Genomic DNA, 24,329 nt, shown 5'->3' on the forward strand with positions numbered 1-24,329 from the left:
CCATGAATAAACACGCCGTCCTCCAGTTGATCCTGGAAAAACTCACCGCCGACCTCGATATTGCCCAACGCGCCGCACAGACTGCCTACGAAACCGCGACCCACGAAGAAAACATCGCCGAGAACAAATACGACACCCTGGGGTTGGAGGCGTCATACCTGGCGGCCGGGCAGGCCAAGCGAGTCGAGGAGATCAAGCAATCGCTGACGCTGTGCCAGAACCTTCAGTTGCGAGGGTACGATGAACAACGCGGGATAGAAGTCGGTGCGCTGCTGGGCCTGGAAGACGAGAACGGTCGCCAGCAATGGCTATTTTTGGCGCCGGATGCGGCAGGGTTGAAAGTCGATGTGGTCGGGCAACCGGTGACCGTCATCACCCCGCGCTCGCCCCTGGGCAAAAGCCTGCTCGGCAAGTTTGAAGGCGATGAGGTAGAGATTCTGGTGGCAGGCGCTCGGCAACACTTTACGGTTACCGAGGCCCGATAAATCACTCAGTGGACGGGCAATTCAACGCCGTCGAACAAATCTTCCAGCTCTTGCTTGTTGTGGCACTGGATCGCCTTGGCCATGACTTCGCGGGTCAGGTGCGGTGCGAATTTCTCGATGAAATCGCACATGAACCCCCGCAGGAAGGTGCCGCGACGGAAGCCGATCTTGGTCACGCTCGACTCGAACAATTCGCTGGCATCCAGCACCACCAGGTCTTTGTCGAGGTTGGTGTCGACCGCCATCTTGGCGACGATCTCGACGCCCAGGCCCAGGCGAACATAAGTTTTGATCACGTCGGCATCCGCCGCGGTGAACACCACTTTTGGCGTCAGACCACGATGACTGAACGCTTCGTCGAGCTTCGAACGACCGGTAAACCCAAATACATAAGTCACAATCGGGTATTCGGCCAGGGCTTCCAGCGTCAGCTTCGGCAGCTTGGCCAAGGGGTGCCCCTGGGGCACGACCACGCAGCGGTTCCAGCGGTAGCACGGCATCATCACCAGGTCGCCGAACAGCTCCAGGGCCTCGGTGGCGATGGCAAAATCGACGGTGCCATCAGCGGCCATCTCGGCGATCTGCATCGGTGAGCCCTGGTGCATGTGCAGGGCTACGTCTGGGTATTGCTTGATGAAATCGCGAATCACCGGCGGCAATGCATAACGCGCCTGGGTGTGGGTGGTGGCGATCGACAGGGTGCCCTTCTTTTCGTTGGAGAATTCCTGGGCGATCTGCTTGATGCTCTCGACTTTACGCAAGATCTCGCCAGCGGTGGTGATGATCCGCTCGCCAGCCGGGGTGACGCGGGTCAGGTGCTTGCCACTGCGAGCGAACACTTCGACGCCCAACTCGTCTTCGAGCAGGCGGATCTGCTTGCTGATACCGGGTTGCGAGGTGTAAAGGCTTTGAGCGGTAGCGGAAACGTTGAGGTCGTGGTGCGCCACTTCCCAGATGTAGCGCAGTTGTTGAAGCTTCATATCAATCCCTCAAAGCAGATAGACGCCACGGGTATCAGCGACGATATATAACTATATTAAAGGTTAGACAGATAAATCTAGAACTTTTTATCGTTTTTACCGATCAGCTATCTTCGCTGCGTCTACGCTGCAGCGACGGCACCAGATAAACCGGCACCGGAGACAGCTGCAACACGCGAGCAGCGGTGCGCCCCAAGGGCACGGCCACGCCGGTTGCCTGGCTATGACTCCCTACGATCAGCAAGTCGACGGAGAGTTTTCGCAGTTGGTCGAGAATCACCTCGCAGGTATCCCCTTGGATCACCCTGACCGAACGAATCAATTGCAGGTCCTGCTCCCCTTCTCCCAACTCATCGCGAAAGCCGTCCAATACGCGCTGTTCGATGGTCGCCATGACCGTGCTCACCCCCTGGCTCTGCCATTCGCTCAGCGCCTTCTCATCAAGGTAGCTCTGTAATACTGATTCGGCGAACAACCCGATGGGCTCGACCACATGGATCACATACAGGTCAGCCTTGAACGTTCGCGCCAGCGCCAGCGCATGTTGCATCACGTACGGCGCATACAGACCCAGGTCCGTGGCATACAACATCGAACGAATCATAGAACCTCCTGGACTGCCAGGATGGCGGAGATTGAATGAGCTTAGCAGCTAGCTCTCGGTCTGGACTCTCAACTCGTTACTGATGCCATGGGGCACATGCCCGGTGGCCACCACCTCCCTGGCTTTCTCGCAATGCCCGGCCTGGTCATCAAAAAATACATCGGCCGCAAAGGCCTCCAGGAAGGCGGATTTTTCCAGCCCCCCGAGAAACAGCGACTCGTCCAGGCGGATATCCCACTCACGCAGCGTACGAATTACACGCTCATGGGACGGCGCCGAACGTGCAGTGACCAGCGCCGTGCGGATCGGGCAGGCGTCATCGGCAAACTCGCGCTGCAACAGGTTGAGCGCCGCCAGGAAGCCTTTGAACGGGCCGCCGTGCAACGGCTGGCGCGCCGACTCCCGCTCACTGGCCTGAAAGGCTTCCAGCCCGCCAGCCTGGTAGACACGCTCGGACTCGTCGGAGAACAACACTGCGTCGCCGTCGAATGCGATGCGCAGTTCTTCGCTCGAAGCCCGACGCGCACCGCCCGACAGAATCGTCGCCGCGGCAAAACCGGCATCCAGGGCGCTGCGCACATCTTCAGCATGGGTGGAGAGAAACAGATGACAACCGAAGGCCGCCAAATAAGGATAAGGACTACGCCCGCCGACGAAAGCGGCGCGCGAAATGTCCAGGCCGTAATGCTGGATCGAGTTGAACACCCGCAACCCGGTATCGGCACTGTTGCGCGACACCAGTACCACCTCAACCCGCGCACGGCCCAAGCTGGCATTCAGGCTCAGCAGTTTTTTGACCAGCGGGAAGGCATCGCCGGGCTCGAGGGTTTCTTCCTCGTGTTCGATCTGGTATTTGCGGTAAGCCTCAACACCTTCAGCCAGGTAGACCTTGTGACTGTCACTGAGGTCGAACAGCGCCCGCGAGGAAATCGCCAGCACCAGCTTGTCACCCAACCCCTTTGCCATGGTGTCTCCCCCCAATCAGCGATTGTGCCGATCAATAAAACTCAAGGCCTGGAACAGCGCCCGCATACGCGGCAGCTCGCAACCGGCCGCCCTCGCAGCGGCCAGGGGCCGGGCGTAGATCGCCGCCAATTCCAATGGGCGCTTATGCACGTGATCGTGATACATGCTGGGCAAGTAATCGTCCATGGTTTCGGTCATGGCAAACATCTGCCCTGCGTAGCTGACGGGAATTTCATGGCCGCAGGCACGGGCGCCTTGCACCACTTCGGCCATCAAGGCCTGGATCAATTCGCGGCTGGACTCATCCGCCATCATGGCCTTGGTTCCCGTGCCCAGCAACACAGACAGGCCGTTATACGGCACGTTCCACACCAGTTTATGCCAGCGCGCCTGATGCACGTTGGCCATGGCCTGGGACTCGATGCCGGCCCGGTGAAACAGCCCCGCGCCCTCTTCGACAATTGCCTTTTGCTGCGCCTCATCGTTGGCAGCCGTACCGCTGTGATACCCCAGGTTGACCCGGCCCAGTGCCTGATGCTCGACCACACCCGGAGCGGACCGGTACACGCCGATGTAGCACAGCCCGCCGAGCAGGTGCAGCGACGCTGGCAAATGTTCACGCAGACTGTCCTCTACATCGAGGCCGTTTTGCAGCAGCACCACCTTGGCATCCGGCGCCGCGACCTGGGCGATAGTAGGCGCCAGGTCCACGTTGCCGGTGGATTTGGTGCCCACCAACAGCCAGTCGCATGACGGCATGTCGGCGGCGCAGGCATAGGCCTGAACCGGATGCAGGTGCAACGGGCCATGCACCGTGCTGTTGACATGCAGGCCATGTTGACTGACCGCTGCATATTCGCTGCGCAACAGGAAATGCACGTCGAAGCCAGCACGCGCCAGCATCAAGCCGTAGTAACCACCAATGGCACCCGTGCCAATAATGCCAATGCGTGGCGACGGGGATGAAAGGGCTGTCATGGCAAATCCTCTGGTGTGCGTGTGAGCGCCTGGTTTACACATTTGGCGAGGTCGGATGCCGTAAGCCGTGTCTGTAATTGCCCGAGGAACTGACCCTCGCACACCAGGAACAACGCCGGCAAATGAAAGATCTGGTAGCGTTCGACTGCACCGCCATTGTGCCCGGCATCAACCCAGCACACGCGGTCCACCGGCAGCGGCCAACTCGGCAGTTGCTGGCGTGCCCAACGGCAACTGGAGCAGCCGACACTGGTAAACACTACCAGCGAAATACCTGGCAATCCCAGCAATTGCTGGTCAATATCCAGGTCGGTCAATTCCAGTTCCTTCACTATACTGCTGCCACTGCCGTCAACCGGACGGCGCTCGGAGTCCGTGTACATGGGTCGTTTTTTACCTCACCCTGATGATGTCGCTGTCGAGTTGATCCAACGTCCCTCTCCTGCCCTGCCCCGTCAACGCCTGCACACTATCGGCCGCGGCGGCGTCGCCTGCAATTGGCCGCGAGCCTGGCGCCCAGGCACGGCGGTCGACCTGCATATCCCCTCCCTGGGGCCCAGCGCCCGTTATCCGGGCTATGTAGCCTGGTGCCGCAAAGGCGAAAACGCTTATCGCGTCGGTATTTGCTTTACCGATGAGCACGCCTTGTTCGGTGCCCGAATGGGCGAGCAAGTGTGCCAGATCGAACGTTACTGTCGCCTGCACGAAAACACCGAGCCAACACCTGCGCAACTGGAAGCCATGGCCCGTGACTGGGTGTCGCGCCACGCCGCCGAGTTCTCCAATGAGGCCGTTGTGCAATCGGCGCTGGATTAAACCGGGCTTTGCCCATTGTCGCGGGCCCGTGTTACGCGCTAAGGTTCCTCCCCCCTGTATTCAAATCATGCTGTGCCCGCCGCACGGGGATGGCTGGCGGCCGGCACCCGTGACCCTGGCGAGTAACACGATGGCTGATTTACCGATCAATGACCTTAACGTCGAATCCAACGAGACCCTGATCACACCCGATCAGCTCAAGCGCGAAATCCCCCTGAGCGACGCTGCCCTGCAGACCGTCACCAAGGGTCGCGAAGTCATCCGTGACATTCTCGATGGCACCGACCACCGTCTTTTCGTGGTGATCGGGCCTTGCTCGATCCACGACCTCAAGGCTGCCCACGAATACGCCGAGCGTCTCAAGGTGCTGGCCGCGGAAGTGTCCGACACCCTGTATCTGGTGATGCGCGTCTATTTCGAGAAACCGCGTACCACCGTCGGCTGGAAAGGCTTGATCAACGACCCGTACCTGGACGACTCGTTCAAGATCCAGGACGGCTTGCACATCGGGCGCAAACTGTTGCTGGACCTGGCTGAAATGGGCCTGCCCACTGCCACCGAAGCGCTGGACCCGATCTCCCCGCAGTATCTGCAGGACCTGATCAGCTGGTCGGCCATTGGCGCACGCACCACCGAATCCCAGACCCACCGCGAAATGGCGTCCGGCCTGTCTTCGGCCGTAGGCTTCAAGAATGGTACCGACGGCGGTCTGACCGTGGCGATCAATGCCTTGCAATCGGTCTCCAGCCCTCACCGTTTCCTGGGTATCAACCAGGAAGGTGGCGTCTCCATCGTCACCACCAAGGGCAACGCCTACGGTCACGTAGTGCTGCGCGGTGGCAACGGCAAGCCCAACTACGATTCGGTCAGTGTCGCACTGTGCGAACAGGCGCTGAACAAAGCCAAGATCAAGCCAAACATCATGGTTGACTGCAGCCACGCCAACTCCAACAAGGACCCGGCCTTGCAGCCACTGGTGATGGAAAACGTCGCCAACCAGATCCTGGAAGGCAACCAGTCGATCATCGGCTTGATGGTCGAAAGCCATTTGAACTGGGGTTGCCAGGCAATTCCAAAGGATCTGGCCGATTTGCAGTACGGCGTGTCGATTACCGATGCCTGCATCGACTGGGCGGCTACCGAAAACACCCTGCGCAGCATGCACGCCAAGCTCAAGGACGTGTTGCCCAAGCGCAAACGCAGCTGAACCACGCATTTTTCTGGATCAGACGCACACAAAAACGCCGGGCTAAGCCCGGCGTTTTTATTGGCAACTGGTCAGTTACAGCTTTGCGGCATGGCGCTGGTGGCGCTCCATGTAGCGTTCGACATACGAGCACGACGGGATCACCGTGTAGCCGGCCTCTTCGGCAAACTTCAAGGCTTCTTCTGTCAACGCGGCGGCAATGCCTCGTCCGCGCAGCGCGTTGGGCACGAACGTGCGATAGATATCCAGCGTCTGCTTCCCGAGGTCCATATAGGTCAGATAGGCACGATGACCGTCCACATTGGTCTCGAACTGATGACCAGCCTGGTCATGGTGGATGGACAACGCCTCGCTCATCACTACTCCTCGCGGGTCTTGAATATTGACCCTACCTTACCGATGTTTTTCCGGCGAAGGAACATCTACGCCACCCCGTGCCGGTTTCGACAACGAGAAAACCCTGAGCGCTCACAGCCAGCACGTAGGGAATAGTAGGCACCAATCCTGCAATTGCTCAAGGCGCACTCATCATTCCCTGCCCCGGCTGGATATATAGAAAGGGCCTCGATCAACCGTTGACCGATAGCCTGAACATTGCCGGCAGTTGAAGCTTGAGACGAACTGCCGCTCTTAAAGTCACCTCTAGATGCGCAAAAGATGCCAGCCGGAGTAAAGCCGATGGCAACGAAAGTGCCCGCTTCGATATATAAATTTTCATCTGTTTACAAGGCTTAACACATGCGGGCCGGCCCTTTCAGCCTGGATCCAATGTCGATCGAGATGAAAAAAATTGGACAGTTTTCATACAAACCTTCAAAAGGTTAGCCAAAATAGATTCGGCACAGGAATTTTTTTTGCTTCTTGCGCAACGTCAGTTTACTTACTACAAGTAATGGGTAGTATGTACGCCGGCTATTAGCTCACTCTGAGCAAGTAGCCATCTAATTGAAAGTCCTTGAAGGGGAACACGATGAACAACGTTCTGAAATTCTCTGCTCTGGCTCTGGCCGCAGTTCTGGCTACCGGTTGCAGCAGCGTCTCCAAAGAAACCGAAGCTCGTCTGACTGCAACTGAAGACGCAGCAGCTCGCTCCCAGGCTCGTGCAGACGAAGCCTACCGTAAAGCTGATGAAGCTCTGGCTGCTGCTCAAAAAGCACAACAGACTGCTGACGAAGCTAACGAGCGCGCTCTGCGCATGCTTGAGAAAGCAAGCCGCAAGTAATAATCCTTCGGGGTTGTTATCAAGCCGATCCATTTATGGGTCGGCTTTTTTTTGCCTCGCGCTTGACGCGCCTACAGGTCGGCCGGCGTGCTGGAGGCCACCGGCGCCGCGCCCGGCACGCCAATCTCGGTCGGCAAACCATCCTCGGCCGCGACCACATCACGCACCTGGTCCCAGTTCACGCGCAGGTTGTTGGACAGGTCTTCACGCTTGAGCAACGCGTTGATGACCGCCGTGTGCTTGTCGACCACCGAAGGCGTGCCGTCATCGTTCAACGGGGTATGAGCTTCAAGGTAGACCTTGCCACCACTGCTGCCGAACTTGTAGGCGTCGTTGATAATGCGTACCGAGGTGCCCACCGGCACCATGCCGGCCATTTCCAGTACGTTGTTATTGAACATGCGGAAACAGCCGTGGCTGGTACGCGTGCCGATACCAAATTTCATGTTGGAGCCATGGATCAGGTAACCCGGCGTGCCCAGCGTGAACTTGAACGGCCCCAGCGGGTTATCCGGACCGGCAGGCACCACGTTGGGCAGCGGGTCACCGTTGGCGGCGTGCTCGGCCTTGATCGAGGCCGGTGGCGTCCAGGTCGGGTTCGGCGTCTTGGCGATGATACTGGTGTGGGCGATCGGCGAGCCCCAGCCTTCACGGCCGATGCCCAGCGGGAAGGTGTAGACGACGTCCTGGCCCTTTGGATAGTAGTAGAGTCGGTACTCGGCCAAATTGATCACAATGCCTTCCCGTGGCCCCGGCGGCAGGATAAAACGTGTCGGCAGCACAATATCGGTGCCCGCGCCCGGCAGCCAGGCATCGACGCCGGGGTTGGCCGCAACCATTTCCGAGTAGCCCAGGTCGTACGTGGTGCCCAGGTCGGCAAAGGTATCTTCGTACTTGGCCTTGATGACCTGGACCTGACCGACAATGTCCTCGCCTGGCGGCGGCAGGGGCAACTGCAAGGCTGCCGCCGGACCGGCCGCACAAAGCGCAGCGAGAGACAGGCAGCAGGTGACGACGGAAAGGCGCGACAACATCCGGAAAATCCTTCGCAAGACGACGGGTAGGGAAAAATTGATTGTATACGGCTTCGCAGCGCCAGGCTTCAAGCTGTTTTATAGCTCGAACCGCAGCTCCGGCCAGATCGGCGGCGTGCCGCGCTTTTGCGATTCCAGAATCGCCCGGCACAACGGGCACAGGCGCTGATCCTGGAAGATCGAGCGATTCACCGACGACCAGCGTGGCTGCGCCGGCAATAAAGTGCCACAGAGCGTGCGGTCGATCGAGCCGCCCAACTCCAATTGACGCGCCACCAGATGCACCCGAACTTCCTGACAGGCGAACAGATCCAGCTGCTCGTCCGGCTCGATCAGTTGGTAGTTAAACAGGGACCAGGCAGGGCGCGACATCGAGGGCTCCAAATCAGGGGGGCGCCACCTTAGCCGAAAGCCTGCCGGTAGAAAAGCGTCATAACAGCGGTTTTAGCGCCGGCCAGACATTTTCCAGCAACTTGCCTTGGGCCGCGACCGCCGGGTGCAATTGATCAGCCTGCATCAGCTCTGGATGACCGCCCACGCCTTCGAGGAAAAACGGTACCAGCGGAACGTTTTTTTCCTTGGCCAACACACCATAGACTTCGGCAAACGCAGTGGTGTATCGAGGCCCGTAATTGGGTGGCAACTGCATACCCAGCAGCAGCACCTTGGCACCGCCAGCCTTGGACTGGTCAATCATCGACGCAAGATTTTGTTTCAATTGCGCCGGCGGCTGCCCGCGCAAGCCATCATTGCCCCCAAGTTCGATAACCACTACGTCAGGCTTATGCTCTGCAAGCGCCGCAGGCAGGCGTGCGAGGCCACCCGCACTGGTGTCGCCACTGAGGGATGCGTTGACCACTTTGTCGTCAAAACCCTCCTGCTTGAGCCGTTGCTCCAGCAGCGCAACCCACCCTTTGCGGGTATCCAGGCCGAAACCGGCACTGATACTATCGCCAACGATCAGGACTGTACCCGCCGCTGCGTTCTGGGCCATGCACATCAAGGCCAGGCCAGCACTCAAAAACCACATTCGCATCGGATTCTCCATGGGCGCAAGCATTCTCACCGCGCGAAACCTTAGCAAAGTGGTTCCCAGCGCGGAAGGTGAACTGACTATCCTGCACGAACTGAGCCTGGAACTGAACAAGGGCGATAGCCTGGCTATCGTCGGCAGCTCCGGTTCCGGTAAATCCACCCTGCTGGGCCTGCTGGCCGGCCTCGACCTGCCCAGCAGCGGCGAAGTCACTCTGGCGGGGCAAGCCTTGAGCACGCTTGACGAAGACCAGCGTGCACGCATCCGTGCCGAACATGTGGGTTTCGTCTTTCAATCCTTCCAACTGCTCGACAGCCTCAACGCACTGGAAAACGTGATGCTGCCGCTGGAGCTGGACGGCCGCAAGGACGCCCGCGAGCGTGCCCGGCATCTGTTGGAACGTGTGGGTCTGGGCCAGCGCCTGACCCACTCGCCGCGCCAACTGTCCGGTGGCGAGCAGCAACGGGTCGCCATTGCCCGCGCGTTTGCCGCCGAACCGGACGTGCTATTTGCCGACGAACCCACCGGCAACCTCGACAGCCATACCGGCGAGCGCATCAGCGACCTGCTGTTCGAGCTCAATAAAGAGAGCGGCACGACCCTGGTACTGGTCACCCATGACGAGCGCCTGGCCCACCGTTGCCGACGCCTGATCCGCCTTGAAGCCGGCCTGATGGTCGCGCCCCTGGAGCCTTGATGGCACGTTTGCCGCTGTTGCGCCTGTTCAGCCTTGCCATGCGCCAGTTACTGCGCGACGCCCGCGCAGGTGAACTGCGCGTGCTGTTCTTTGCCCTGCTGGTGGCCGTGGCGGCCAGCACCGCCATCGGCTACTTCGGCGCGCGCCTCAACGGCGCCATGCTGTTGCGTGCCACCGAGTTCCTCGGCGCCGACCTGGTGCTCGAAGGCAGCTCACCTGCCCGCCCCGAGCAAATCAGGTCCGGGGCCGAACTGGGCCTGGATCACGCCCGCATCGTGGAGTTCTCCAGCGTTATCGCCACGGACAATGGCATTCAGCTTTCCAGTATCAAGGCCGTCAACGAGCAGTACCCCTTGCGCGGCGAGTTGAAAAGCAGCGCCGAGCCCTTCGGTACGCAAACGCAGGGCGGCGGCCCCAAACCCGGTGAAGCCTGGGTGGAAGCAAGGCTGCTGACCGCGCTGGACCTGAAAGTCGGCGACAGCATCGATGTCGGCATGAAGACCCTGCGCCTGGCGCGTATCCTGACGTATGAGCCCGACCGGGCCGGCAACTTCTACAGCCTCACGCCCAGGGTGATGATCAACCTGACCGACTTGGACGCCACCGGAGTAGTCCAGCCAGGTAGCCGTGTGAGTTACCGCGAACTGTGGCGCGCCCCGCAAGGCAGCACGGCGCTGCAAACCTATCGCGACTTGATCAAGCCTGGCCTTGCCGCCAACCAGCGACTGCAGGACTCGCGCGATGGCAACCAGCAGATCGGCGGCGCCCTGGGCAAGGCCGAGCGCTACCTGAACATGGCCAGCCTGGTGGCCGTGCTGCTGGCCGGCGTAGCCGTGGCACTGTCGGCCAACCGATTCGCCAGTCGTCGTTTCGATGCCAGCGCGTTGTTGCGCTGCCTGGGATTGTCACGACGTGAAGCCATGTTGCTGTTCAGCCTGCAACTGAGCGTACTGGGCTTGCTGGCAAGCCTGGTCGGCGCCCTGCTCGGCTGGCTGGCGCAATTTGGTTTGTTCTATTTCCTCCACGACCTGCTGCCCGCCGATGTGCCGCCGGGCGGATTGCTGCCGGCCGTCGCGGGGATCGGCACCGGGCTGGTCGCCCTCGCAGGCTTCGCCCTCCCACCACTGGCGGCACTGGGGCGCGTACCGCCGCTGCGGGTATTGCGCCGCGATTTGCTGCCCATCCCCTCAAGCACCTGGATGGTCTACGGCGCGGCGCTGTTTGCCTTGGGCCTGATCATGTGGCGCCTGAGCCTGGACCTGGTATTGACCTTCGCTCTGCTGGGCGGCGGCGTGGTCGCGGCATTGATCCTTGGCGGCTTGTTGCTGCTGATGTTGCAAAGCCTGCGACGCCTATTGGCTCGCGCCTCCTTGCCCTGGCGCCTGGGCCTGGGCCAATTGCTGCGCCACCCGCTGGCGGCGGCAGGCCAATCCCTGGCCTTTGGCCTGATTCTGCTGTCCATGGGATTGATCGCACTGTTGCGGGGCGAATTGCTCGACACCTGGCAAAATCAACTGCCCAAAGACGCGCCCAACTACTTCGCATTGAATATCCTGCCGGCCGACAAGGACACCTTTGGCGCCCGCCTGCTGGAAGTACAGGCGCAAGCGGCACCGTTGTATCCGGTAGTGCCGGGGCGATTGATCAGCATCAACGGCGAACCCGTGCAAGAGATTGTCAGCAAGGACTCCAGTGGCGACCGTGCGATTCAACGCGATCTGAGCCTGACCTGGGCTGCCGATTTACCTCCGGGTAACGCCCTGACGGCAGGCGCCTGGTGGTCGGCGCAACCAAGCGATGAGATTCCTGGCGTGTCGGTGGAAGCCAAGGTGGCCGAGAGCCTGAAACTCAAGCTCAACGACCATTTGCTGTTCACCATCGGCGGGGAAAACCGCGAGGCACGGGTCACCAGCCTGCGGACCATCAACTGGGATAATTTCCAGCCTAACTTCTTCATGATCTTCCAGCCCGGCACCTTGAAAGACTTACCCGCGACCTACCTGACCAGTTTCTACCTGGCACCCGGTCACGACCAACAGATCGTCGATCTTGCACGGGCCTTCCCGGCTGTCACTATCCTGCAGGTCGAAGCGTTGCTGGAGCAGTTGCGCAGCATCCTTGCCCAAGTGACACTGGCGGTGGAGTACGTGCTGTTGTTTGTGTTGGCGGCGGGCATGGCGGTGTTGTTCTCCGGCTTGCAGGCCACTCTGGACGAACGCATCCGCCAGGGAGCCTTGCTGCGAGCCCTGGGTGCCGAGCGCAAATTGCTGATCAAGGCGCGACGCATTGAGTTCGGCCTGCTGGGTGCCGTCAGTGGCCTGCTGGCGGCATTGGGCACCGAACTGGTGACGTGGGTGCTGTACCGCTACGCCTTTGACCTGGCGTGGCACCCCCACCCGTGGCTGCTACTGCTACCCGTGATCGGGGCCGTGCTGATCGGCGCTGCCGGGGTATTCGGCACGCGTCGCGCACTGAATGCCAGCCCGCTGACCGTATTGCGCGAAGGCTGAGACCTGGCTGGCCCGTGCTCGGTTCAGAGCACGGGCCATTATGCCTGCTTCACATATTCAATCTTGGTGATCCACCAGCACACCTCGCCGCCTGGGGTGTGCACGATTGCCTCATCGTCCACCTCCTTGCGCAGCAGAGCCCGTGCCATGGGCGAGTCGATGGAGATGTAATCCATTCGGTCATAAATCTCGTCATAACCCACGATACGAAAACGCTTGGTGTCACCCTGTTCGTTTTCGATTTCGACCCATGCGCCGAAAAACACCTTGCCCTCCTGCTCGGGCATGTATTCCACCACGCGCATATCTTCCAGGCGTTTACGCAGGTAGCGCACCCGCCGGTCGATCTCCCGCAACAGTTTCTTGTTGTACTGGTAGTCCGCGTTTTCACTGCGATCGCCCAGGGAGGCCGCCCAAGTCACTTTGCGCGTGGTGTCCGGACGCTTTTCCCGCCACAGGTAATCCAACTCTTTTTTAAGCGCTTCATGGCCTTCTTTGGTAATCAGCTTGGTACTCAAACGCTTGCATCCCCAGGCAGTGTCCAATGGTGCCAAATACGCCAGGCATCATGCCCAGGCGTTGGCTGGCTGGGGGTGATGATAAATGAACCTGGGCGGCGAGCCCATCGGCTTATCCCTGGCCATCCAGGACCTGATCCAGGCCAAAGAGCGTCCCGTGCAGATGCTGGCGCACTCCTGACAGCTGCGACATCATCATCGCCAGCTTTTCCGCCTTTTGGTTGACCTCTGATTGCTGATCCTGCAATTGAGTATGACGCTGCTCCAGCTCTCGGTGTTTTTCGTCCAATTGGCTTTGCTGCTCTTGCAGCCGCATCTGCCACTGCTCAAGTTGCTCTTCCTTTTCGAGGACAGCGCGTTTTTTTTGCGTCAGCTCCTGAGCGACCTTGGCGAGATTGCTCAGGGTGCTGTCCATCTCAAGCAAAGACTCTTGCTCCAGCGGCGCAGGCTCCTCAAACAGTGGGACTTCAGGCTGTTCAACCTGAAAAGGCACCTTAACTGCCTCAGCGGGCGCCTGCGGCATCTGCACAAACGATGGCACCGGTTCTTCCACGATATCTTCAACCACAGGCTGTGGCGCAATCCTGGGTGGGGTTGGGTTGCGTGGCGGTGCAACCATTTGCGATGAGAAGCGGATCGACGGCACGATCACCGTACTACTTTCGATGGCAGGCAACGCAGGGGCTGACATGCCCAAGGTAATCACCTTCATCACCAATGCTTTCTTGATGATCACCGAGTGGTGATCCTCGGGTCGGGCAGGCGGCAACCTGCACCCCTTCAGGTCAATGAAATGGAACGGAACCTGGGGCTCGGCAGCCGGAATCGCCTTGGAGCCAGGTGCAGCCGCCTGCGTCAGAACCTGCTTGAAGACCTGCATCGCCACCTGCAAATCCTCCTTCGAATCAACGCCGCCCAGGAAGTAGCGTTCAAGCTTTTTACGCAGAACCGCGATGTAGACCCTGGAATGACCAGGTTCGGCTTCTTCATCGAGGCTATACACAAGAAAGTTCGACGCCGTTTGGGCGACAGCAAACCCACAGAGCAACGCACCGTTTACAGGTGCCTGCGCATCGCTGCGCTCAAGAACAAGAGTACGTAGAAGCATCATGGCGATCAGGCCTCGTTACGAAAGAGAAAACCTTATATAAACATCAGATAAACATCCGAACATTAATAAGCCCTCCAAACAAAACAATTGTTTCAGCGAATTATCGAGCCGAACGTAGGATTCTTCTTATAAGTCGCGCCGTGCGTTCCCAACCACAACTAATGAACGTACTCTTTTTAAGGCCCTTCCCTATACAGCGCCGCTTCGCACACGCCCCGAACACTTATTCGGTAACGACATGATCGAGATAAGCAACTTAACAAAACAGCTGGGCAGAACAAGCGCAATTACCAACATCTCCTTCAGTGCGCAGCATCAGGAATGCGTGGGCCTGCTGGGAGAAAGTGGCGCAGGGAAAACGACCTTATTGAACTTGATCGCCGGTACGATCAAACCGACTTCTGGGCAAATCAATATTCTGGGGTTCAATACCCAAACTCATTCACTTCAAGCCAAAAAAGCCATTGGCTATCAACTTCAAGGCGGACTCACCCACCATAGAATGTCCGTCAAAAACATGCTTAATTTTATTGCGGCCATTCGTGGTTTGAGGGGCCTGGAAAAGCGCAGCCAGGTAGAGCAGGTAGCCGCACGGCTGGACCTGATGCCCGTGCTCGACTGCCCCGCCGACATACTGCCCCCTGATTTGAAGCGCAGGGTTGCATTGGCCCAGGCTTTAGTCCACTCCCCAAGCCTGCTCCTGCTCGATGAACCCACGCAAGGGCTATGCCCTGATCAACGGCTCAAGTTCAGCGCACTCATCAAGTCCCTGACCGAGGACATGACGGTCATTATCGCCTCCCGCCAGTACCACGAACTGACGGACATGTGCACCCGTGCCCTGGTCATCGCCGGTGGCCGCCTGGCCGCCGATGCTTCGCTGGCGGATCTGCAGCGCAGTTCCCGGCATTTCCAGGCGGTGACCCTGGCATCAGACAGCCCCTTGGACTTACTCGCACTTGCCGTATTACCCGGTGTCGCGGGCATCGAGGAGGACCGACATGCACAGGGCAAGGTGACTGTCCTGGCCATGCCCGGGCACTCCATCTTCCCCTCAATTAACGCGCTTATCGCACATCGCGGCTGGAACATAACGTCTTTGAGCCTGGAGCCGGGTCGCCTGGGCGATGTCGTTCACCATCTGAGCCAGGAGATACCTGCTTGAGACTGCTACCTGTTATTTTCAAGCGTCAACTCGCCAGTTATGCCTGCTCACCAAGCACTTACCTGAGTGTGGCGGTTTTCCTCGTGCTGTGTGCGACATTGGGATTGGACACCCAGCACTGGATGGAGCGAAACAGCAGCGATTTGCAGGCTTTCTTCGAACTGCACCCCTGGCTCTATCTATTGTTGGTCCCCATTTTATCGACGCAGTTGTGGTCGGATGAATACAACAGCAGCTTTTGCGACATGCTGAAATCCTTGCCTGTCACCGCCACTGAACAGGTGGTCGGAAAATTCATCGCAGGCTGGACCGTCTGCGCCATTGCCTTAATGTTTAATTTCCCTTTGGTGATCGCGGTCAACTATCTGGGCACACCAGATAATGCCGTTATCGCGTCACAATTCCTGGCCAGTTGGTTGCTGGCCGGAAGTTATCTCTCGGTGGGCTGCTTCATCTGTGTACTTGCCAAGCAACGCATCATTATTTTCCTGCTCACACTGGGCTTATTGCTGATTGCCAGCGCGCTTTCCTCAATGCTGGATGCACTTGATAGCCAGACACCCATTTGGATTATCGACAGCCTGATGTCCCTTGACCCTATTGCTCGCTTTAGCACGATGGATAACGGCAAACTGACACTGCATGACGGCTTTTACTTTATAAGTATGATCCTGGCTTTTCTCTTTGCGACGACCATCACACTCAACTACAAGAACAGCTGAGAAGGAAAGCCACTGATGGGATCCGCTCTTCGTGCGGGTATGACCTTACTTGTCATATCGCTACTGTTTCTGGCCTTCAATCTGGTCTGGGTACCGAAACTACCCAATATCCGCTGGGACTTTTCACACACACAAATGCATACCTTATCGTCATCAACGCGCCAACTGCTGACAACACTTGAAACCCCACTGGACCTGTATTACTTCAATGCGATCAATGCCCCTCAACGGAGCCAGGCAGTGAGTCGTTACGGCCGTCGCGTTGAAGACATGCTCAAGGAAGTCGAAAAAGCGGCCAACGGCATGATCAATCTACATGTCATCAACCCAACGCCTTTTTCAGAAGACGCTTACAAAGCCGGTTTGTTTGGCCTGGATGACACGCAAGGATTCCTAGGCCTTATTGGCACCCGTGCCGGACATAGCGCGCAACGCATTGACCTGTTCAGTCCTGAGCATGAGTCATTGCTTGAATATGAAATCAGCCACCTGCTCCACAAACTCATGCACCCTGAACGTCCCACTATCGGCCTGCTGTCGGGACTGGCGCTACATGAACCTGCCGGCGAACTACTGGAACAGATGCGCGAACAATTCAACGTGGTGGAACTGGCATCGACCATCGCTCAAGTGCCGTCATCGATAAGTACATTGATGGTCGTACAGCCCGGTGCCCTGCCCGAGCAGGCTCTGTATGCCATTGAGCAAGCGGTAATGAGAGGCGCAACGCTGATGGCCTTTATCGACCCGGTGAGCGAGATAGCTGCGCAAGCCATAACGACCAACGCCAGGCTGGATGCGCTGCTCACTGCATGGGGTATACAAATGCCTGCGGACAAGCTGTTGGTCGATAATATTTACGCCTCATCGGCTACGCCCGGCCCCGGAATGCCAAAGGTACTGCACCCAGCCAGGCTGGAACTTCCACGGCAGGCAATGAACCCGACAGACCTGAGCACCTGGAACCTGGATGCCGTGACCGTGTCCAGCAGCGGCGCCCTCTCCCTGTCCAACAAAAATCGTACGCTGCTGACCCCCTTGCTACAGAGCTCCCGGCAGTCCGCACTGCTGGATGCAGGGCGCTTTGCTTCTGCGACCACGTTCGACTCACTCATCGATGAAACCGCCACGACAGGAGAGCGCCACGTGATTGCCGCCCGCGTTGAGGGCCCCGCTTATTCAGTGTTTCCCGACGGCCTCAAGGGCCAGCCACCGGGGATGCAACATGCCGAGCAGATCCAGGTGGTGGTCGTGGCCGACACTGACGTACTCGCGGACGCTGTCAGCAACGCTCAGCCCAACGGTAATGCGCAATTTGTATTGAATACCCTGGATAACCTGGCAGTTCCGGAGATACTCAGGCGCATCCGACCGCGCGTCATCACCCAGCCACTGCACAGGCTCGAACACATGCGCGAAGAAGCCGCACAGGCTTATCGCAAAAGTGCGGTTGAACTGGAGCGACGACAAGAGCTCACAGAGCAAGCATGGCAAAGGCTGAATCCAGGGCACGCAAGCCTGGTCACACAGGCCGTGGATACCAACACCCAGTTGCAGGCACTCAACAAGGAACGCCTGCAATTGCCCATCGAGTTGCATGCACTCAAAGCCCAGGCATACGCGCCCTTGCAGCGTTTCGAGCGATACCTTAAAGGGCTGATGATCGCCACGATGCCGTTACTGTTATGCCTGATTGCCTGGGGACTTTCCCTCCACCAACGTCGACGCCGATCAGCCGCGCCAGCGGTCTATGACTGACGGCTCAACGCCGCGCAATCAACCCCTGGCGGGCAATACGCGTCAGTTGGTGAATCACTTCATGGGCGTCGCCGGCATTGGGCGCCTGGATCACTGCAAGGTCGAAACTATTGCTGGCAAAACGAGCCAGGGATTCGCCGTCCTCGACAAACTGGATCAGGAACGCCGAGGGCCGACCGCTACGGCGTGGCCAGCCGTCCAGATAACGCAGGAGCGTCGGCTGGTGTTTACCACCCAGGAGGATTTTCGGATTGCGTTGAGTCAGGTCCGCGGTAATCGGGGCCAGGCGTATGAGAGGGCGTGGTGCATTCATCGTGTCGTGTCTCTGCCTCAAAAGTCTGCGGGCAGGTGAGAGGCAACACCGAACCAGCGCTTTAGCGGTATTTCGAAGAGCGCCCTGGGTGAGGATACGGACTTCTATCGGGCTGCATTGAGTCCCAGTGGCGCCCCGCAATTAGCTGTTTAAATCGGCGCATGAACAGCATCCTAGAGAAGCCGGTGGGGCAGTGTCAAGAATCCCGAGCAACGAAAAGGCCCGCAGATGCGGGCCTTTTCCGGGACATGCAAACAGATCAGTCAGTGATGGCGCGATCAACCGACAGTTTGCCCGCACCTTCAAGCAATACCGCCAGCGCCCCGCCGAGCAAAGCCAAAGCAAATTCATACCCGTTGTTGGCCATGAACAAGCCGTTATGGATATGCACCGAGAAGATCGCAACCAGCGTGAGGAAGGTCAGGCCCAATGCTGCCGGGCGAGCGAGCAAACCAATGATCAGGGCCAGGCCGGCGAAAAACTCGGTACCGCCCGACAACACTGCCATCAGGGTACCCGGCGTCAGGCCGAGGCTTTCCATGAATTGGGCAGTACCCGCCAGGCCGCCGCCGCCAAACCAGCCGAACAGTTTTTGCGAACCGTGAGCGGCAAAGATGATGCCGACGAAGATGCGCAGGATAGTCAGGCCGTAACCGGCGCGGGTGGACAGGACGCGTGTAATCATTGGGCTCATTTAAGTAAATCCTTTTCCAGGTAGGGGTTGGTTGGCCGCTATATTAATCAGTTTAAACAATGACAAAAGCGCAAATATTGCCTAATTAATATCGATAAATTTGATTATTTGCGTAAGGCAATTTTTGCTGCAGGCGGCTCCAGGGACTCTCGCTCCCGGTCGAACGCCAAGTAATACTTGTTGACGCTATTAACATAGCTGACGCCGCCCATCCCCACCTGCTCCATGGCGATGCGTTCAACCTGGAAGAACCATTGATTGGGGTTCAGCCCGCGGCGCTTGGCCTCGGTGCGCATCCCCTGGACCCGCTCCGGGCCCATGTTGTAGGCCGCCAGCACAAAAGCCATGCGCTCGCGCTCGTTGAGCTTGGGGCTGGAGAAAAATTTACGCCGGATCAACGCCAGGTAACGTGCGCCAGCTTGCACATTGCTATCGAGACTCTCGATGTTGTTGACCCCCACCCGTTGCGCCGCCGAAGGCGTGATTTGCATCAGGCCGGTCGGGCCGCCGCTATTGCGTGCGCCTGGGTCCAGGGAGGACTCCTTGAATGCCAACGCCGCCAGGTTCAGCCAGTCCATCCCTTGCTCGCGCGCATGTTTTTGCAGGACCGGGCGCAGTTTTTCCAGACGCTGGCGGTCGGCGCGCGCCAGCGGGTTGCGCACCTGATAGAGGCGTCGGTAGATACGCTGGAACGCCACATCCTGATCGGCAGGGGTTCGATAGGTCTTGAGAAATCGGTCAATGCTGGCGCGCAGCATCGAAGCGTCCTGGCGCACGAACCAGAACTCGTCACCCGGTTCGCTGATTACCACCTGCTTGTCAAAGCGCAGCTTGGGCAGGATTTTCGACCAGCGCTCGGCAATCGGTTTTTCAACGATCGTCAGGTGAAAAATCCCGGCCTGCACCATCTCCAGTACATCCTCTACCGCCAGGCTAGGGTCAACCCACTCCACCTTCACCGGCGCTCGTTTGTGCAGCGCCAGTTTCTGATTGACCTGACTGATGGCATCCGCCGCCGCACTGCCGGTGGTCAGCGTCAACGTGCGACCAGATAATTGCTCCAACTTGGTAAATCGTCGCTCTCCCTTGACGCCGACCAGCCACAACGGCACATCGCTGACAATCGGCTCGCTGGCGCTGATTTTGTGTATGGCCTTCACATCCAGCAACTCGCCGGGCGCCACCAGGTCGCCTTCGCCACGGGCCAACGCGCCGAGTAACTGGTCCTTGGCCTTGGGGATGATCTTGAGGTTGATTTCCTGGCCATCGCGGGCGTGACCGTTGAGGTACTGTTCGAAGGCACGCAACCGATGGTATTCGACGCCGATGGCCTGGCCCTGCACTTCACCGGAGCTGTTGCGGCTCTGGTTGACCAGTACGCGCAGGGTGCGACTGGAACGAATTTGCGCCAGGTCACGCACCTTGCCAGGCTTGGTGACTTCCAACGGCCCGTCCAGACGTGCGACCGCCGCCATGGGCAGTAGCAACGTCAGGCACAACATAAGCAACGCCGAGGGTCGGATCATCCGCTCTCCGGAAAGAATACTGGCCAGCGCCTTCGCGAATAACAAAGTGCTGGAGGTCAGAAACAGAGCGCTCTATGCGCTGGCAAGGCGCGCAACGGCGACACAGTGACAGGCAACTGGCCAACCACAATGTCGCTTGCGACGTTCAAAGACAGCGATAACGCGTTGTAGTTCTTGGTTTTTCTTATAAATCTACAGCTCTGATATGCTTTCCGGCCGCAGGCGGAGATAGCACCATGCAACTCATTGATATCGGCGTCAACCTGACCAACCCCAGTTTCGACGAGAGGCACCAGGCTGTCCTCGAACGCGCCTACGCCGCTGGCGTGCAGCAATTGGTGCTCACCGGCACCAGCATCGAGGGCAGTGAACAGGCCCTGGAGCTGTGTGCAAAACTTGATGAAAGCGGCCAGCGCTTGTTCAGTACCGCTGGCATCCACCCTCACTCTGCCAGCGACTGGAACGGCGACAGTGCACAGCGCCTGCGTAGCCTGTTGGGAGAAAGTCGGGTGCGTGCCGTGGGCGAGTGCGGGCTGGATTTCAACCGCGACTTCTCCCCTCGCCCCCAGCAGGAAAAAGTCCTCGAACACCACCTGGCCCTGGCCGTCGAGCTGAAACTGCCGGTGTTTCTCCACGAGCGCGACGCCAACCAGCGCCTGCTGGAGATCCTCAAAGACTACCGCGACCACCTGCCCGCCGCCGTGGTGCACTGCTTCACCGGTGAACAAGCGGCGCTGTTCAGCTACCTGGACCTGGACTTGCATATCGGCATCACCGGCTGGATCTGCGATGAACGCCGTGGGACGCACCTGCATCCGCTGGTCAGGGAAATTCCCAGGGGCCGCCTGATGCTGGAAAGCGACGCGCCGTACCTGCTGCCGCGCACCCTGCGCCCCAAGCCAAAAAACGGTCGCAATGAACCGGCGTACTTGCCCGAAGTCCTGCGCGAAGTGGCCTTGCACCGTCATGAAACCCTCGAAGACCTGGCATTGCACAGCACCGCCTGCGCCCGCCGTTTTTTCGGCTTACCTGATGTGGATTGATGCCGTGCATTGACGCATGTCAAAAACGCTTTTCTGAGTAGCGGCACAATAATGGCACCTTGCCAATACTGTTTCCGCTATCAGAGAAAACCTTCCATGGGTGCCTGGCTTAGCAATATCTCGCTCAAGTACAAATTCTGGGCCGTCAATGCGGTCGCCTTCATTACCACCCTGCTGCTGGTGCTGTACGCGGTACAGCTTGAGCAACAGGCACGCAGCCAGGCATCCCAGGCTTCGGCCCAGGCTCAGGGGCGGTTGCTCAGCGCCTGGCCAGCCGACAAAGCCCTGCCCACCGGCGAGCAATGGCTGGTCTATGCCCAGGGGCAAACCCCACAATTGGGCGACCAGCCTCTTCCAGCCTTGAGTACTGCCAGCGGCTGGGTCGAACTCAATCACATGCCGCTGTTGGGCAAAAACCCACTGATAGGCGCCGAGGTGATCGATCGCGTTGACGGTCAACACGTCGCCGTCCTCGCCTACGCACCCAGCCTTGGCCAAGTGTTCAGCGAGCGCTTCGCCAACTATGCCGTCGCCGTGGCAATCCTGATGCTGGCCATGCTCGGCGCCTCACAACTGTTGATCCGCTTCCTGCTCAGCCAACTCAACACCCTCAAGGACGTGATGCTGCACGTCGAGAAAACCGGCGACCTGTCGGCACGCGTGCCCTTGGCCTGCAAGGACGAAGTCGGCCAGATGGCCAGTGCATTCAACGCCATGCAGGCCGGCTACCAGCGCGTGGTCAACACCGTGGCACGCACCGCCCGGCAACTGGATGACGGCGCCGCACGCCTGGCCAGCAGCATGAACGAGGTGCAGCACGGTATGCTCGGCCAGCAGAGCGAAACCGACCAGGCCGCCACCGCCATCAATGAGATGACCGCCACCGTCCACCATATCGCCCAGCACGCCGGCGCTACCCGCGACCTGTCCCAGACCGCCGACACCCTCGCCGGCAGCGGCCAGGAGGTGGTCATCCGCGTACAGCGTTCAATCGCCGGGCTGTCCAACGGCGTACAACAGACCGCCGAAATGATCCAGAAACTGGCCCAGGACAGCCAACAGATCAACGGCGTGGTCGGGGTGATCCACAGCATCGCCGAACAGACCAACCTGCTCGCCCTCAACGCCGCCATCGAAGCCGCCCGCGCCGGGGAAATGGGCCGAGGTTTCGCGGTGGTTGCCGACGAAGTTCGCAACCTGGCCAAGCGCGTGCAAAGCTCTACCGACGAAATCACCCGCATGGTCTCGGCATTGCAAGCCGGTACTCGCGATGCGGTGGACTTTATGCAGGAAAGCTCATTCAAGGCCGACGACTGCGTACAACAAGCCCAGGAAGCTGGCGCCGCACTGGCGCAAATCACCGGTGCCGTGGCGCAGATGCGCGAAAGCAATACTCAGATCGCCGTCGCCGCCGAACAGCAAAGCCATGTGGCCGAAGAGATGAACCGCGCCGTGGTGAGTATTCGCGATGTCACCGAAAACACTGTACAGCAGACCGTGTCGTCGGCGACCACCAGCAATGAACTGGCGACGTTGGCGGGTGAGTTGAGCAAGGCGATTGGGCAGTTGAAGCTGTAAGACTGTTCCACCTGTAATCCGATTCCTACCACCAAGCCTCGGTTTACCTGAAGTTTAGGCGAAACTTCCTCGCCATCTCCGCGAATAACGCCGACTTCTTTTACCCAAGAACCTCTGCAAAGTCCCTCGCCTGATCAAACAGTGCGAGGGATTGCAGATGGTTGTTTTCGTTAGAGCCCTGGTTGACGGGGCTGGCTCTTGATTCCGGTGATCGCTGGCTTTGTGTTGGCCCCCATGGATCCCAAGGCGCCGGATGTCACTCGCGTTCTAGCGGATTTTCGTACCTGCCTGAACACGTTCGACTCGTGGGCCGACAGCCTGTTGGGTGGTTCGGCACTTGCCGTGGAGCAGGTGTTCAAGGTTGGGGAAGACGTCGCACTGGTCGCGCCGGCTTCTTCCGATAAACCCAGCCGTACCGTCGCTCAATGCAAAGCCCAGGGTGGGTTGACCCTGGTGCATCTGTTTGAAAGTACCCGGTTTGTACCCATCGGCAACACCCAGGTGGAACTGCAAGCCCTGGCTCGGGATGGCAGCCCAGTCGGCGCGCCGCTTCATCGGACCATCGGCCCCAGCGGCATTCTCGAAGTCAACGACTGTACCCGCGATCAGCAGTACCAAATCACCTTTTACCCCAATGTCTCCAGGGATCACGTCAAGGCGCTGTATGCCTCCTACACGTCAGTGATTGCCGGGTTGGAAGCTGATCTGCGTAAACAGTGGGACGAGCGTTTCGCGCCTCAATGGGCAGACTTTGCCAAAGATCCTGCTTACAAGCGCAGTGCGATGCAGGGCATTGCCTTCGCTACCGGACTTGGCAAGGCGCTCTACAACCTGTGGGACAGCATCACCGAGCTGTATGACCTGCTCGCGAACCTCAAATCCAACAGCGAAAAGTTGCTGAAGTACCTCTCCCGGGCCGAACTGGACGCGCTGCTTGCGCTGGGTAAAGACACGCTGGCCAAGGGATTGCTGGTGCTCAGTGATGAGCCGCTGCTGTTTATCTACGTGGCAGCGGTGGTGGCCTGGATACGGATGCTGCCGCCGCCCGAAATGTACGAGCTGCTGGGTGAAATCACCGGCGAAGTGTTGATCAATTTGCTGCTGATCTGGGCGACGCGGGGTATTGGCGTAAAGCTGCGGCTGGGTGCGCAGGTGCTGAGTGGCGTCAAGTCCGGCGGGGCGCGGGCGTTGTTGGAGTTGCTGGCCAGGCAGGTGGCGGGGCCGCGGTTGGACACGCATGTTGAGGCCGCCAAGCCTGTGTTGCTGAGCAGTTCAGCGACACCGGTCAAGGCCGTGCCGGTGGTGCCGTTGAAGGCAGGCGACACGCTGGTTTCGAACCCGGTGCCGGTGGTTCGCAACAAGACCCGAC

Annotated in this window: 25 protein-coding genes and 1 pseudogene; 12 read left to right on the forward strand and 14 right to left on the reverse strand. The window is 59.1% G+C overall.

Annotated features, from left to right (window positions below):
• The first annotated feature begins 2 nt into the window (after positions 1–2).
• Entirely contained in the window at positions 3–485 is a 483-nt protein-coding gene (locus E4P01_RS19900) for a GreA/GreB family elongation factor (RefSeq protein ID WP_078820699.1), read from the forward strand.
• Between the two features lie 5 nt (positions 486–490).
• On the opposite strand, the gene cysB is transcribed toward E4P01_RS19900, so the two are convergent.
• The 5 genes from cysB to E4P01_RS19925 all read right to left on the reverse strand — a co-directional run bounded on the left by cysB (position 491) and on the right by E4P01_RS19925 (position 4,396).
• Positions 491–1,465 (reverse strand): HTH-type transcriptional regulator CysB, encoded by a 975-nt coding sequence (gene cysB, locus E4P01_RS19905; RefSeq protein WP_248130117.1) that lies wholly within the window; start codon positions 1,463–1,465, stop codon positions 491–493.
• A 103-nt stretch (positions 1,466–1,568) separates the two neighbouring features.
• Positions 1,569–2,069, reverse strand: coding sequence for a universal stress protein (locus E4P01_RS19910; RefSeq protein WP_032877135.1), 501 nt, complete (start codon positions 2,067–2,069; stop codon positions 1,569–1,571).
• A gap of 48 nt (positions 2,070–2,117) precedes the next feature.
• Positions 2,118–3,035 carry a 5'-nucleotidase gene (locus E4P01_RS19915; protein ID WP_216090945.1) on the reverse strand — a complete coding sequence of 306 codons (918 nt, stop codon included), beginning with the start codon at positions 3,033–3,035 and terminating at the stop codon, positions 2,118–2,120.
• A 15-nt stretch (positions 3,036–3,050) separates the two neighbouring features.
• Positions 3,051–4,013 carry a putative 2-dehydropantoate 2-reductase gene (locus E4P01_RS19920; RefSeq protein WP_078820698.1) on the reverse strand — a complete coding sequence of 321 codons (963 nt, stop codon included), beginning with the start codon at positions 4,011–4,013 and terminating at the stop codon, positions 3,051–3,053.
• The gene (locus E4P01_RS19925; RefSeq protein ID WP_005786417.1) at positions 4,010–4,396 is read right to left on the reverse strand and encodes a hypothetical protein; all 387 of its coding nucleotides are present in this window, start codon (positions 4,394–4,396) and stop codon (positions 4,010–4,012) included. Before E4P01_RS19925 ends, E4P01_RS19920 begins: the two co-directional genes overlap by 4 nt.
• Between E4P01_RS19925 and E4P01_RS19930 the strand changes: the two genes are divergently transcribed.
• Positions 4,395–4,829: a pilus assembly protein PilZ gene (locus tag E4P01_RS19930; protein ID WP_078820697.1), complete on the forward strand. Its 435-nt coding sequence runs from the start codon at positions 4,395–4,397 to the stop codon at positions 4,827–4,829. The two genes, E4P01_RS19925 and E4P01_RS19930, sit on opposite strands and share 2 nt — an antisense overlap.
• A 130-nt stretch (positions 4,830–4,959) precedes the next feature.
• Positions 4,960–6,036, forward strand: a complete 1,077-nt coding sequence (locus tag E4P01_RS19935) for a 3-deoxy-7-phosphoheptulonate synthase (protein ID WP_032877137.1) — start codon at positions 4,960–4,962, stop codon at positions 6,034–6,036.
• Positions 6,037–6,111: 75 nt separating this feature from the next.
• On the opposite strand, the gene E4P01_RS19940 is transcribed toward E4P01_RS19935, so the two are convergent.
• The gene (locus tag E4P01_RS19940; protein ID WP_003189869.1) at positions 6,112–6,393 is read right to left on the reverse strand and encodes a GNAT family N-acetyltransferase; all 282 of its coding nucleotides are present in this window, start codon (positions 6,391–6,393) and stop codon (positions 6,112–6,114) included.
• A 613-nt stretch (positions 6,394–7,006) separates the two neighbouring features.
• Here E4P01_RS19940 and oprI point away from each other — a divergent pair.
• Positions 7,007–7,258 carry an outer membrane lipoprotei OprI gene (gene oprI / locus E4P01_RS19945; protein ID WP_003172710.1) on the forward strand — a complete coding sequence of 84 codons (252 nt, stop codon included), beginning with the start codon at positions 7,007–7,009 and terminating at the stop codon, positions 7,256–7,258.
• 71 nt (positions 7,259–7,329) lie between these two features.
• Here the strand turns inward: oprI and E4P01_RS19950 are convergent, their stop codons facing one another.
• The 3 genes from E4P01_RS19950 to E4P01_RS19960 form a co-directional block, all read right to left on the reverse strand.
• Positions 7,330–8,292, reverse strand: coding sequence for a L,D-transpeptidase family protein (locus tag E4P01_RS19950; protein ID WP_032877138.1), 963 nt, complete (start codon positions 8,290–8,292; stop codon positions 7,330–7,332).
• A gap of 78 nt (positions 8,293–8,370) precedes the next feature.
• On the reverse strand, positions 8,371–8,664 hold the full coding sequence (locus E4P01_RS19955) for a hypothetical protein (protein WP_003189866.1): 294 nt from the start codon (positions 8,662–8,664) through the stop codon (positions 8,371–8,373).
• Positions 8,665–8,722: 58 nt separating this feature from the next.
• The gene (locus E4P01_RS19960; RefSeq protein ID WP_216090944.1) at positions 8,723–9,328 is read right to left on the reverse strand and encodes an arylesterase; all 606 of its coding nucleotides are present in this window, start codon (positions 9,326–9,328) and stop codon (positions 8,723–8,725) included.
• A 10-nt stretch (positions 9,329–9,338) separates the two neighbouring features.
• Here E4P01_RS19960 and E4P01_RS19965 point away from each other — a divergent pair, with 10 nt between their 5' ends.
• Positions 9,339–10,022 carry an ABC transporter ATP-binding protein gene (locus tag E4P01_RS19965; RefSeq protein ID WP_005786391.1) on the forward strand — a complete coding sequence of 228 codons (684 nt, stop codon included), beginning with the start codon at positions 9,339–9,341 and terminating at the stop codon, positions 10,020–10,022.
• Positions 10,022–12,532 (forward strand): ABC transporter permease, encoded by a 2,511-nt coding sequence (locus E4P01_RS19970; protein WP_032877140.1) that lies wholly within the window; start codon positions 10,022–10,024, stop codon positions 12,530–12,532. Before E4P01_RS19965 ends, E4P01_RS19970 begins: the two co-directional genes overlap by 1 nt.
• A 38-nt stretch (positions 12,533–12,570) precedes the next feature.
• On the opposite strand, the gene greB is transcribed toward E4P01_RS19970, so the two are convergent.
• Positions 12,571–13,050 carry a transcription elongation factor GreB gene (gene greB, locus E4P01_RS19975; RefSeq protein ID WP_005786387.1) on the reverse strand — a complete coding sequence of 160 codons (480 nt, stop codon included), beginning with the start codon at positions 13,048–13,050 and terminating at the stop codon, positions 12,571–12,573.
• A gap of 112 nt (positions 13,051–13,162) precedes the next feature.
• On the reverse strand, positions 13,163–14,161 hold the full coding sequence (locus E4P01_RS19980; RefSeq protein WP_216090943.1) for a hypothetical protein: 999 nt from the start codon (positions 14,159–14,161) through the stop codon (positions 13,163–13,165).
• A 238-nt stretch (positions 14,162–14,399) separates the two neighbouring features.
• Between E4P01_RS19980 and E4P01_RS19985 the strand changes: the two genes are divergently transcribed.
• From E4P01_RS19985 to E4P01_RS19995, 3 genes are read left to right on the forward strand one after another with little or no spacing between them, the layout of a single operon-like run.
• Complete coding sequence (locus E4P01_RS19985; protein ID WP_216090942.1) at positions 14,400–15,326, forward strand: ABC transporter ATP-binding protein; 927 nt, start codon at positions 14,400–14,402, stop codon at positions 15,324–15,326.
• Positions 15,323–16,048 carry an ABC transporter permease gene (locus E4P01_RS19990; protein WP_216090941.1) on the forward strand — a complete coding sequence of 242 codons (726 nt, stop codon included), beginning with the start codon at positions 15,323–15,325 and terminating at the stop codon, positions 16,046–16,048. The genes E4P01_RS19985 and E4P01_RS19990 overlap by 4 nt, the downstream gene beginning before the upstream one ends.
• A 15-nt stretch (positions 16,049–16,063) precedes the next feature.
• On the forward strand, positions 16,064–17,806 hold the full coding sequence (locus E4P01_RS19995; protein WP_216090940.1) for a Gldg family protein: 1,743 nt from the start codon (positions 16,064–16,066) through the stop codon (positions 17,804–17,806).
• A gap of 4 nt (positions 17,807–17,810) precedes the next feature.
• Here the strand turns inward: E4P01_RS19995 and E4P01_RS20000 are convergent, their stop codons facing one another.
• From E4P01_RS20000 to E4P01_RS20010, 3 genes are all read right to left on the reverse strand, one after another.
• The gene (locus E4P01_RS20000; RefSeq protein ID WP_032877145.1) at positions 17,811–18,119 is read right to left on the reverse strand and encodes a hypothetical protein; all 309 of its coding nucleotides are present in this window, start codon (positions 18,117–18,119) and stop codon (positions 17,811–17,813) included.
• A gap of 259 nt (positions 18,120–18,378) precedes the next feature.
• Positions 18,379–18,813: a DoxX family protein gene (locus tag E4P01_RS20005; protein ID WP_032877146.1), complete on the reverse strand. Its 435-nt coding sequence runs from the start codon at positions 18,811–18,813 to the stop codon at positions 18,379–18,381.
• 104 nt (positions 18,814–18,917) lie between these two features.
• Positions 18,918–20,339, reverse strand: a complete 1,422-nt coding sequence (locus E4P01_RS20010) for a transglycosylase SLT domain-containing protein (protein ID WP_032877147.1) — start codon at positions 20,337–20,339, stop codon at positions 18,918–18,920.
• 236 nt (positions 20,340–20,575) lie between these two features.
• Here E4P01_RS20010 and E4P01_RS20015 point away from each other — a divergent pair, with 236 nt between their 5' ends.
• The 3 genes and pseudogenes from E4P01_RS20015 to E4P01_RS20025 form a co-directional block, all read left to right on the forward strand.
• Positions 20,576–21,382, forward strand: a complete 807-nt coding sequence (locus tag E4P01_RS20015; protein WP_032877148.1) for a TatD family hydrolase — start codon at positions 20,576–20,578, stop codon at positions 21,380–21,382.
• Positions 21,383–21,478: 96 nt separating this feature from the next.
• On the forward strand, positions 21,479–22,960 hold the full coding sequence (locus E4P01_RS20020; RefSeq protein WP_148852303.1) for a methyl-accepting chemotaxis protein: 1,482 nt from the start codon (positions 21,479–21,481) through the stop codon (positions 22,958–22,960).
• Between the two features lie 198 nt (positions 22,961–23,158).
• A pseudogene (locus E4P01_RS20025) lies at positions 23,159–24,329 on the forward strand (type IV secretion protein Rhs); the annotation flags it as partial.

Source organism: Pseudomonas sp. NCIMB 10586 (genome assembly GCF_023127895.1).
Taxonomy (GTDB): domain Bacteria; phylum Pseudomonadota; class Gammaproteobacteria; order Pseudomonadales; family Pseudomonadaceae; genus Aquipseudomonas; species Aquipseudomonas synxantha_A.